Below are 9,635 nucleotides of genomic sequence, written 5' to 3' on the forward strand. Positions count from 1 at the left end.
TCTCCGGCAAGCCGATGCCGGTCGGTGACCTGCCCGGCTGGAAGCAGACCCTGGCCCAGGCCCCGCAGGCGCCGGTCGGAAACTGAGGTTCTACTGCGCTTTCCGACCGGAAGCAGCGATCATCGCTGCTCGCCGGCCCTGGAGCCGAGCGCAGGTGCGATGTGGTGTGCCGGTTGACGGGCGGTGAGTGAGTGCCGGTCGCCGGACGTCCTGTGCCGCCGCATGTCCGGTCCACTCGGGTGGGTGCTGTAATGCCTCATGCCGTTCTCCTCCACCCTCGCGGCGATCGACGACTGGCTGGCCGAACACGCGCCCCTCACCTGGCGCGACCTCGCTCCGCCCGCCACCGGCTCGGAGTTGGGCGCGGTGCGGGCACACCTCGGCGTCGACCTGCTGCCGGACGTGGAAGCGCTGCTGCGCTGGCACAACGGCGCCGGCCGCCACCGGCCGCCGTACTGCCTCGCGCCCGGCTACGCGTTCCTGGGCACCGCCGACATGATCGCGCTGGCGCGCAAGCGGATCGCCGCCGACGAGGGCAGGCTGCTGTGGCGCACCTGGAACCCGCGATGGCTGCCCGTGGCCGCCGACGGCCGGGGCAGGTGCCTTGCCGTGGACCATGCCGAGGACGGCCGCGCCGAGGTGACCGTCTCGTCCGAGGACGACGGTGACGGCGCTCCGAAGACCTGGCCCGATCTCGGCAATCTGCTGTCGAAGACCTACGAGGCGATGCGGTACGGCTCGCGGCTGATGGGCCGCCGCAGAGTCGTCACCGACGGCAGGCTCGACTGGGACGACGCCTGACCGGCGATGTCGACCCGGACGGCCGACCTCAGTCGCGGCGCAGCATGCGGGTCGCGGCGGCGGCGATGGTCGTCGCCAGCACGAGCCCGCTGACGATGAGCGCGTACGCGAGCCAGTTCAGCGGCGACTCCGGGTGGTAGGCATGTTCCTGCCCGAAGTCGACGAGCGGCAGCAGCAGGTCGATCGTGTACACGAGCGCGTTGAACGGCGGCGCCTCGCCGGGCGTCAGCGCGCCGGGCGGCCGCAGGCTGAACGCCGTGGTGCCCGCGGCGATCAGCAGGACCAGCGCGGCCACGGCACGGGACGGGCGGTAGCCGTATCCGACGACCAGGTCCTGCAGGTGCCCCCACAGGCGGCCGACGGGGCCGAGGGTGGCGCGCCGGTGCCGCTGGTCGGCGAGCAGCACCGCACGGGCGTCCTGCTCGCGGCCCGCCCGCCGGTACGCGTCGGCGAGCTGCCCGTACGCGCCGGGCTGGTAGCCGCCGGGATCGCGCCGCAGCCACGGCAGCCGGTCCATACCGGCCTCGACGCCGGACAGCGCGTCGTAGCGCAGGCCGGTGAGCCGCAGCCGAGCGGGCCAGCGGGTCGGGTCGTCGCGGATGAAACCGATGCGGGCGTGGCTGAGATCGACCTCGCCGACGATCGGCTCGGCCGGTGCGAGATTGAGCTTGGCGGTCTCGAGATGGCGCAGGTCGAGGAGCCGATCGTCGGTGCCGGACAGCACCGAGCCGTCAAGGCACAGGTGGCTCTGGATGCGCGCGTGGGAGAGGTTGATCCTGCCTTCGGCACGCAGCCCGGCGCAGAGGCTGACGATCGCGCCGACCTTGAGGTCGGGCGCGGACAGTGCCCGGCCGCCCGGATTGAGCAGCTGCGCGCCCTCCCAGCGCAGCGCCCCGCCGATCTCGGCGTCGTTCAGTCGGAACTCTCCCCGGCTGACGAAGCCGTCATGGGCGAGGATGTCGCCGCCGACGAAGAGGTGTGTCCCGGAGAGCGCCACCTCATGCCCGGACAGGGCTGCACCGTCGAGCGCCAGTGAACCCTCGATCCGCGCCCCGTTGAGCATGACCGTGGCGGTGCTGACGCAGCGCGCAAGCTTCACACTTCCCGCGACGGTGGCCAGGGACGCGTCCAGGCCGGGAAGTCGTGAGCCACGCAGGCACACATGGCGCAGCTGTGCTCCGTACAGCGAGATGCGGTCGGTGAACTCGCATTCGTGCAGGCTGATGGGCTGGTCGACGCGGGCGTGAGTGAGGATGAGCGGGCCGGTGATGCGGGCCCCGGCCAGCGCGAGCCTCGGCAGCGTGCCCGGTGCGGTCTCGACGCCGCCGAGCAGCAGCGACCGCAGCACCACTGCCCGCACCGCCCGGTCGGGACGACCGGCTAGGTCCACGCGCTCGCCGGTGCGGAACCCGTTGATGACCGCCCGTTCGGCGGGGCTCAGTGCCGTATCGACCATGCCCGCTATGGTGCGCGTGCGGGTCAACCTATTCCGGATTCGGCAGGGCGGGACTCGTCGCAACCGTGGTCATCTGCTCAGCGGGCCGACGGGACCCGCCCCGGACTCAGGGCGAGCCCCGTCGACGTGCAGGTGGAGGTCAGGACGAGCCAGGCTCGGCGTCGTCAGGGCAGGAAGTAGTCGGACATGAGCCGGCCGACCCATTCGGGCTGGCGCAGGCCGGTCGGCTGAAACTCGACCATGGTGGGCTTGAGGTCCACCACCGGCGTGCCCGCTATCGCATCGAGCCCGAGCACCCGGAGCTCCCGGCCGGCGACCGAGATGATCCGGCAGGTGGTCATGCCGAGGCGGTTGGGACGGCGCGGGCCGCGATCGGCGAACATCCCCACCTCCGGCAGGTCGGCGCGGCCGCGGGGCCGGCGCGGCCGGTGGTCCGGCCATTCCGTCGTCTCGTGGAACACGAAGAAGACGTCGACGTGGGAGAAGCCGTCCAGGCCGAGCAGGCAGTCGTCGCCGAACCGCTCGTCCACGACGATGGTGCTGGCCACGGCTCCCCAGTGGTCGGTGTTCGCGCGGTCCGCGCGGTCGTTGCGGACCGTGCCGATGGGCTGGATGACGAAGTTCATGAGCTGCCTTCCTGGACGTCGTGGCGGTGGTCAGGTCCGGGTGCGGTACAGGCGCATGGTCAGCGGCCCGAAGACCGCCACCAGCAGGCCGGAGGCGATGAGCACGGTGCCGACCTGCCCCGCCTGCGCGGTGCCGTGCATGAGCCCGCGCACCGCGTCCACGAGCACGCTGACGGGATTGAGCTCGACGAGCGTACGCAGCCAGCCGGGCATGGTCCGCGGGTCGACGAAGACGTTGCTGGCGAAGGTGAGCGGGAACTGGACCAGGAAGCTCACCGCGCTGATCGCGCTCGGCGTGCGCAGGACGAGCCCCAGCGTCGCCCAGACCCAGGACAGGCCGAACGCGAACACGAGCACGAGCGCGACCGCCAGCAGCACGCCGGTGACGCCGCCGCCGGGCCGGAAGCCCATGGCCAGACCCAGCCCGATGACCAGCCCGGCGGCCAGCAGGTTGCGGGCGGCGTCGCTGATCAGGCCGCCGACGATGAGCGCCGGACGCCAGACCGGCATCGACCGGAAGCGGTCGACGACGCCCCTGGTGAGGTCGGTCTTCAGGTTGACGCCCGCGTACACGGTGATGAGCAGCACCGCGAAGACCATGGTGCCGGGCAGCAGGAACTGGAGGTACGAGCCCGTCGAGCCCGCCAGGGCGCCGCCGAACAGGTAGGTGAACATGACCGTGAACAGGATCGGGATCATGATCGCGTCCGCGAGCTGTTCGGGGACGTGCTTGATCTTCAGCAGTGCGCGCCGGGCGAAGGTCAGCGACGCCGACAGGGCGCCGGCTCGCGGCGGCCGGGTGCGGCGCGCCGGCGCGGCGCGGCGGATGCGGTCGGGCATGCCCGTGGTGTCGTGTGTGGTCGTTGCCGTGGTCATGCCGCCTGCTCCTGGTGGGTGTCGGTGCGCTGTGCGGGGTGCCCGGTGAGGGTGAGGAAGACCTCGTTGAGGGTGGGGTGGCCGAGCGCGAACCCGGTGACGCCGATGCCGGCGTGCGCCAGACCGGCCAGGGCGAGTGAGGCGCGTCCGGGGTCGTCGACGCGGGCGGACACGGTGCCGTCGTCGGATGCGGGCCGGGCCGGGCCGCCCAGCGCGTCGCCCAGCAGCCGCGCCGCCTCGGCCCGGCGGGCCGGGTCGGGGACGCGCACCTGCAGGGTGCCCGCGCCGACCGACGCCTTCAGCGCGGCCGGGGTGCCCTCCGCGATGATCCGGCCGTGGTCGATGACGGCGAGCCGGTCGGCGAGCTGGTCGGCCTCGTCGAGGTACTGCGTGGTGAGCAGGACCGTGGTGCCCTCGCCGGTGAGGGCGCGCACGACGTCCCAGACCTGGTTGCGGCTGCGCGGGTCCAGGCCAGTGGTGGGTTCGTCGAGGAACAGCAGGTCCGGGGTGACGATGATGCTCGCCGCGAGGTCGAGCCGCCGCCGCATGCCGCCCGAGTACGTCTTGACGGTGCGGCCGCCGGCCTCGGTGAGGTCGAAGGCGTCCAGCAGTTCCTCGGCGCGGGCGGCGGCCGGGTCGCGGCCGAAGCCGTGCAGCCGGGCGAGGACCGAGAGGTTCTCCGCTCCGGTCAGCTCCTCGTCGACCGAGGCGAACTGGCCGGTCAGGCCGATCCGCTCGCGGACGCGGTCGGCTTCGCGGACGACGTCGTGGCCGAGCACCCGTGCGGTGCCGCCGTCGGGTTGCAGCAGGGTGGCCAGGATGCGGATGGTCGTGGTCTTGCCGGCGCCGTTCGGGCCGAGGAACCCGAACACGCCCCCGGCGGGCACGACGAGGTCGATCCCGTCGACGGCGCGGGCGGTGCGGAAGGCCTTGACCAGGCCGGTGGTTTCGATCGCGGGTTCAGCGTTGGTGGGCATGTGCGTCTGCTCCTGAAGGTGAGGGGTGGGCCGGGTGGTCACCGCTCGTCGACGAGGTCCATCTGCTCGACGGTGACGTCGGCGGCGAGGGCGAACGCGTCGGCGGTGGTGGGCTGGGACGGTGCGATCTCGCGGGCGGCCCGCAGGTGCTCGGCGGACTCCCACCGCCAGACGCCGAGCCACGTCTGGTCGTCGAGCTTCCCGAGCTGAGCCGCGACCAGGCCGGGGGTGACGGACCTGACGGCGGCCACCAGCGCGGCGTGCCTGACCCGCAGTTCCTCTGCGTCGTGGGGATCGATCGTGAATCGCGTCATCGTGACGACGGACATCGTGGGAACCTTTCGCTAGAAGCGTTCACTAGTGACGGCTTCTAGAGTTACGCTATAGCGGTGACCGATGTCAAGCGAGTGAACAAGCGGACCGAGAAGGCCGCGCAGACGCGCCGGTGCATCCTCGACGCGGCCGGCGACCTGTTCGTCGACCAGGGCTACGGGGCGACGAACATGCAGGAGGTCGCCGAGCGCGCGGGGGTGGCCGTGCAGACCGTCTACTTCGTCTTCGGCAACAAGCGCAGGCTGCTGAAGGAGCTCGTCGACGTGACGATCGCCGGGGACGACGAGCCGGTCGCGACGATGAACCGCCCCTGGTTCCGCGACGCGCTCGCGGCCGGGACCGCCGAGGCCCAGCTGCGGGCGCACGTGCGCGGCACCCGGGAGATCCTGGACCGGGTCGCCGCGATCACGAAGATGGTCGCCACGGCCGCCGCGACGGACGCCGAGGTGGCGCAGCTGTGGCCGCACGGCGACGATCCCCGTCACGAGGTGCAGGCGGCCGCGGCGAAGGCGCTGGTCGCCAAGCCCGGCGCGCGGGCGGGAGTCTCCGCCGAGACCGCTGCCGACCTGCTGTACTGCCTGCTCAGCACGGAGCTGTACCTGCTGTTCGTGCGCGACCGGGGCTGGTCGCCCGAGCAGTGGGAGCAGTGGGCCTTCGACACGTTGCGACCGCAGCTGTGCCAGGCGCCCGCCTAGACGCGTCGGCGGGCGGGTCCGGCGACGGGAGGTCGCCGGCTCATTAGTCCCTTGCAGACGGGGGCGTCCACGGTGTCTTCTGTCGGTAAAGGACGTACACCGGCGCTCGACCGAGGAGGGGTCATGACCGAGGACCGTGACGACCTCGCCCGGGTGCCGCTGCCGGTCCGGCAGCGCGAGCGGCTGCACCGGCGCCGGCGCGCCACGGCGGCATTCGTCTGGCTGGTCCTGCCGATGCTGGTGCTGGCGATGACGCTGGAGGGCGCGCAGCAGCTACGCCCGTCCTGGCGCGCGCACCGCGGCGTCGGCACGCCCGGCGTGTTCACCACCACGCGGTGCGTGAAGGCGGACTGCTTCAGCGGCGGCGTGTGGACCTCCGACGATGGCAGCCGCACGCTGCGCGGGGTGCGCCTGCACGACGCGCCGGCCGGGCCGCACCAGGTGGGCGACCGGATCCGGGCGCTGGACACCGGGCTGCCCCACGGCGTCTACGTCGCCGGGGGCAGCGCCTACCTGAGCGCCACGGTGGAGCTGGCCGCGGGCGTGCTCGGGCTGCTGGTGCTGCTGGCGCTGCTCGCCTCCCGGCTCAGGCGGCCGCGCCGCGAGCGGAGCTGACGGCTCGGCCCGCGGCGTGCCGAGCCGGTCACCTCGTGAGACGGTGTTCGCGCAGCCAGCCGAGCAGGTGTCCGGACAGCTCCGTGGGGTGTTCGAGCTGGGGGACGTGCCCTGAGTCGAGCTCGACGTAGCTCCAGTGCGGCAGGCGGGCGGCGACCGCGCGGGCCGAGCCGACGGCGACCAGCCGGTCGTGCACGCCGTGGACGAGCAGGACGGGCATCGTCAGCGACGCCATGGCCTGCCAGTATGCGTTCGGGCGGGCCAGCACGCGCAGCAGCGAGCGGCTCGCGTCCAGGTAGGACGCGACGCGCGCCGGGTGGTCGCGGGTCATCTCCTCGTCGAGGACGACCGCCTGGGCGATGACCTCCTCGGGCAGCCGGCCGCGGTCGGCGCAGGCCAGGTCGAGGGTCTCCTCGACGCGCTGCCGGGCAGGGAGGGTGGCCACCCGGCGGCGCAGCACCCAGCCGGCCACGCCGGGGATGAGGTTGACGGCGAACCGCAGCCGCACCTTGGGGTCGATCCTGGCGTCGGGTGCCAGTGGCACGCTCGGCCCGATCAGGGCCAGGCCCCGGACCAGGTCCGGGGCGGCCGCGGCGGTCAGCGTGGAGACCATGCCACCCATCGAGTTGCCGACCAGCACCGCGGGCTCGCCGACGACGTCGGCCAGGTAGCGGCGCAGCAGCTCGGCGTTGGCGGTGACCGTGGTGGGCCCGGCCCCGCCGCCGGTGCGGCCGAATCCGGCCAGGTCCAGGGCGCTGACCCGGGCGTACGGGGTCAGCAGCGGCGCGAGCCGCGTCCAGTTCAGGTGGGAGCCGCCCAGCCCGTGCACGAGCACCACGGGCGGGGCGTCGGGCGCGCCGCCGAAGTCGACGTGGTGCACCCTGCCGCCGAGGTCGGCGTACGCGCTCTTCATGTCAGCTCCCGTACTTGCGCAGCTCGCGCTTGGCCAGCGAGGCCTTGTGCACCTCGTCGGGCCCGTCGGCCAGGCGCAGCGTACGCGCGCCCGCGTACATCGCGGCGAGCGGGAAGTCCTGGCTGACGCCGCCGCCGCCGTGCACCTGGATGGCCTTGTCGATGACCCAGCCCGCCATCTCCGGCACCACGATCTTGATGGACTGGATCTCGGTGTGCGCGCCCTTGTTGCCGACGGTGTCCATCAGCCAGGCGGTCTTGAGCACCAGCAGGCGGGCCTGCTCGATGCGGACCCGGGCCTCGGCGATCCACTCGCCGACGACGCCCTGCGCGGCCAGCGGCCGGCCGAACGCGACGCGCTGCTGGGCGCGCCGGCACATCAGCTCCAGGGCCCGCTCGGCCATGCCGATCAGGCGCATGCAGTGGTGGATGCGGCCCGGCCCCAGCCGCGCCTGGGCGATGGCGAACCCCTCGCCCTCACCCGCGATCAGGTTGCCGACGGGCACGCGTACGTCGGTGAAGGTGATCTCGGCGTGGCCGCCGTGCCAGCCGTCGTCGTAGCCGAACACGCGCATGCCCCGGTGGATCTCGACGCCGGGGGTGTCCCGCGGCACGAGGATCTGGCTCTGCTGGCGGTGCCGGTCGGCGGACGGGTCGGTCTTGCCCATCACGATGAAGATCTCGCAGCGGGGGTTCATCGCGCCCGACGACCACCACTTGCGCCCGTTGATCACGTAGTGGTCGCCGTCGCGCTCGATCCGGGTGGTGATGTTCGTGGCGTCGGAGGAGGCCACCTCCGGCTCGGTCATGCAGAACGCCGAGCGGATCTCGCCCGCCAGCAGCGGCTTGAGCCAGCGCTCCTGCTGCTCGGCGGTGCCGAACATGGACAGCACCTCCATGTTTCCGGTGTCCGGGGCGTTGCAGTTCATCGCCTCGGGCGCCAGGTGGCCGCTGCGGCCGCTGATCTCGGCCAGCGGCGCGTACTGCAGGTTGGACAGCCCGGCGCCGAGCGGGCTGTGCGGAAGGAACAGGTTCCACAGGCCGCGCTTGCGGGCCTCGGTCTTCAGCTCCTCCATGACCGGCGGGGTGGTCCACGGCGGGATCTCGCCGAGCTGGTGCTCGGCGACCGCCTCGGCCGGGTACACGTGGGAGTCCATGAAGTCCAGCAGCTCCGCGCGCAGCTGCTCGGTGCGCTCGTCGTACGAGAAGTCCATGTGGCTATGCCTCCTGCAGCGTCTTGCGGCCGAGTGTGATCAGGTGCGGGACCATGGCGCCGACCCGGTCGAAGCCCTCGCCGACGGTCTGCCCGGCGAGGTAGCGGTAGTGCACGCCTTCGAGGATCCCGACGAGCTTGAAGTGCGCGAACGCGACGTACCACGGCAGCGCCGAGAGGTCGGTGCCGCGGCGGGCGGCGTACCGCTCGGCCATCTGCGCCCCCAGCGGGAAGATGCCCGGTGCGGCGGGCTCGCCGAACAGGCCCTCCATCACCGGCTCGGTCCACATGCGCCAGTAGCAGAGGAACAGGCCGAGGTCGGCCAGGGGGTCGCCGATGGTGGCCATCTCCCAGTCGAGCACCGCGGCGATCTGGTCGCCGGGCCCGACGATGCAGTTGTCCAGCCGGTAGTCGCCGTGCAGGATCGACACCTGCGCCGCCTGCGCGGGCATCCGCGCGACCAGGTCGTCGTGCAGCTCCTGCAGACCGGGCAGCTCCCGGTTGTGCGAGTGCTGCAGCTGGGTGCTCCACCGGCGCAGCTGCCGGGCCAGGTAGCCCTCGGGCTTGCCGAAGTCGGCCAGGCCCACCGCGGCCGGATCGACCGAGTGCAGGTCGGCCAGCACGTCCATCAGCGCCAGCGACAGCGAGCCCACCCGCGGCGCGCCCAGCGTCGAGGCCTGCTGCGCGGTCCGCCACACCGTCCCGTCGACGTGCTCCATCACGTAGAACGGCGCGCCGATCACGTCGGGGTCCTCGCACAGCGCCACCGTGCCCGGCACGGGCACCCGGGTGCCGCCCAGCGCGGAGATCACCCGGTACTCCCGGGACATGTCGTGGGCGGTGGACAGCACGTGCCCGAGCGGCGGGCGGCGCACCACCCACCGGCGGGCGCCGTCGCCGACGCGGTAGGTCAGGTTGGACTTGCCGCCCTGGATCAGCTCGCCGGTCAGCTCGCCGGTGACCAGCCCCGGCCGGGCCCGGTCCAGGAACGAGCGCAGCGCGCCCAGGTCGAGGCCCTTCGGATCGGTCATGCCGCCACCTCCTCGTGCTCCGCTCCACCGGCGGCGGCCCGGCCGCCAGGTCGGGTTTCTGCGCCGGCCGTCAACTTCTGGGTTGTCGCGACAACCCAGA

General features: G+C 72.8%; 11 protein-coding genes. 3 read left to right on the forward strand and 8 right to left on the reverse strand.

Translation table 11 applies throughout. The annotated features are described in order from the left end of the window. Window positions 1-258 precede the first annotated feature (258 nt). Window positions 259-801 (forward strand): SMI1/KNR4 family protein, encoded by a 543-nt coding sequence (locus AB0J67_RS36760; RefSeq protein ID WP_363489673.1) that lies wholly within the window; start codon window positions 259-261, stop codon window positions 799-801. Window positions 802-829: 28 nt separating this feature from the next. Here AB0J67_RS36760 and AB0J67_RS36765 read toward each other — a convergent pair whose 3' ends face one another. The 5 genes from AB0J67_RS36765 to AB0J67_RS36785 form a co-directional block, all read right to left on the reverse strand. After that, window positions 830-2,257 carry a hypothetical protein gene (locus tag AB0J67_RS36765; RefSeq protein WP_363489675.1) on the reverse strand — a complete coding sequence of 476 codons (1,428 nt, stop codon included), beginning with the start codon at window positions 2,255-2,257 and terminating at the stop codon, window positions 830-832. Between the two features lie 164 nt (window positions 2,258-2,421). Continuing rightward, window positions 2,422-2,883, reverse strand: a complete 462-nt coding sequence (locus AB0J67_RS36770; protein ID WP_363489677.1) for an SAM-dependent methyltransferase — start codon at window positions 2,881-2,883, stop codon at window positions 2,422-2,424. Between the two features lie 30 nt (window positions 2,884-2,913). Beyond that, window positions 2,914-3,759 (reverse strand): ABC transporter permease, encoded by an 846-nt coding sequence (locus AB0J67_RS36775; protein ID WP_363489679.1) that lies wholly within the window; start codon window positions 3,757-3,759, stop codon window positions 2,914-2,916. Then, window positions 3,756-4,736 carry an ATP-binding cassette domain-containing protein gene (locus tag AB0J67_RS36780; protein ID WP_363489681.1) on the reverse strand — a complete coding sequence of 327 codons (981 nt, stop codon included), beginning with the start codon at window positions 4,734-4,736 and terminating at the stop codon, window positions 3,756-3,758. Before AB0J67_RS36780 ends, AB0J67_RS36775 begins: the two co-directional genes overlap by 4 nt. Before the next feature lie 38 nt (window positions 4,737-4,774). After that, the gene (locus tag AB0J67_RS36785; RefSeq protein WP_363489683.1) at window positions 4,775-5,065 is read right to left on the reverse strand and encodes an antibiotic biosynthesis monooxygenase; all 291 of its coding nucleotides are present in this window, start codon (window positions 5,063-5,065) and stop codon (window positions 4,775-4,777) included. 60 nt (window positions 5,066-5,125) lie between these two features. On the opposite strand from AB0J67_RS36785, the gene AB0J67_RS36790 reads away from it, so the two are divergent. Both AB0J67_RS36790 and AB0J67_RS36795 read left to right on the forward strand, forming a co-directional pair. Next, window positions 5,126-5,764: a helix-turn-helix domain-containing protein gene (locus tag AB0J67_RS36790; RefSeq protein ID WP_363489685.1), complete on the forward strand. Its 639-nt coding sequence runs from the start codon at window positions 5,126-5,128 to the stop codon at window positions 5,762-5,764. 123 nt (window positions 5,765-5,887) lie between these two features. Continuing rightward, complete coding sequence (locus AB0J67_RS36795; protein WP_363489687.1) at window positions 5,888-6,379, forward strand: hypothetical protein; 492 nt, start codon at window positions 5,888-5,890, stop codon at window positions 6,377-6,379. Window positions 6,380-6,407: 28 nt separating this feature from the next. On the opposite strand, the gene AB0J67_RS36800 is transcribed toward AB0J67_RS36795, so the two are convergent. The 3 genes from AB0J67_RS36800 to AB0J67_RS36810 are packed head-to-tail and all read right to left on the reverse strand — an operon-like array spanning window position 6,408 to window position 9,535. After that, window positions 6,408-7,292, reverse strand: coding sequence for an alpha/beta fold hydrolase (locus AB0J67_RS36800; protein ID WP_363489689.1), 885 nt, complete (start codon window positions 7,290-7,292; stop codon window positions 6,408-6,410). A 1-nt stretch (window position 7,293) separates the two neighbouring features. Beyond that, the gene (locus tag AB0J67_RS36805; RefSeq protein WP_363489691.1) at window positions 7,294-8,505 is read right to left on the reverse strand and encodes an acyl-CoA dehydrogenase family protein; all 1,212 of its coding nucleotides are present in this window, start codon (window positions 8,503-8,505) and stop codon (window positions 7,294-7,296) included. Window positions 8,506-8,509: 4 nt separating this feature from the next. Further along, a complete protein-coding gene (locus AB0J67_RS36810) occupies window positions 8,510-9,535 on the reverse strand; it encodes a phosphotransferase family protein (protein WP_363489693.1) in 1,026 nt (341 codons plus the stop codon). Window positions 9,536-9,635: the final 100 nt, after the last annotated feature.

The sequence above is a fragment of the Catellatospora sp. NPDC049609 genome, from assembly GCF_040675365.1.
Taxonomy (GTDB): Bacteria; Actinomycetota; Actinomycetes; order Mycobacteriales; family Micromonosporaceae; genus Catellatospora.

What these genes read in the sequence shown, in the direction of transcription:
- AB0J67_RS36760 (WP_363489673.1), top strand. Translation starts at nt 259, where the DNA reads ATGCCGTTCTCCTCCACCCTCGCGGCGATCGACGACTGGCTGGCCGAA.
- AB0J67_RS36765 (WP_363489675.1), bottom strand. Translation starts at nt 2,257, where the DNA reads ATGGTCGATACGGCACTGAGCCCCGCCGAACGGGCGGTCATCAACGGG.
- AB0J67_RS36770 (WP_363489677.1), bottom strand. Translation starts at nt 2,883, where the DNA reads ATGAACTTCGTCATCCAGCCCATCGGCACGGTCCGCAACGACCGCGCG.
- AB0J67_RS36775 (WP_363489679.1), bottom strand. Translation starts at nt 3,759, where the DNA reads ATGACCACGGCAACGACCACACACGACACCACGGGCATGCCCGACCGC.
- AB0J67_RS36780 (WP_363489681.1), bottom strand. Translation starts at nt 4,736, where the DNA reads ATGCCCACCAACGCTGAACCCGCGATCGAAACCACCGGCCTGGTCAAG.
- AB0J67_RS36785 (WP_363489683.1), bottom strand. Translation starts at nt 5,065, where the DNA reads ATGTCCGTCGTCACGATGACGCGATTCACGATCGATCCCCACGACGCA.
- AB0J67_RS36795 (WP_363489687.1), top strand. Translation starts at nt 5,888, where the DNA reads ATGACCGAGGACCGTGACGACCTCGCCCGGGTGCCGCTGCCGGTCCGG.
- AB0J67_RS36800 (WP_363489689.1), bottom strand. Translation starts at nt 7,292, where the DNA reads ATGAAGAGCGCGTACGCCGACCTCGGCGGCAGGGTGCACCACGTCGAC.
- AB0J67_RS36805 (WP_363489691.1), bottom strand. Translation starts at nt 8,505, where the DNA reads ATGGACTTCTCGTACGACGAGCGCACCGAGCAGCTGCGCGCGGAGCTG.
- AB0J67_RS36810 (WP_363489693.1), bottom strand. Translation starts at nt 9,535, where the DNA reads ATGACCGATCCGAAGGGCCTCGACCTGGGCGCGCTGCGCTCGTTCCTG.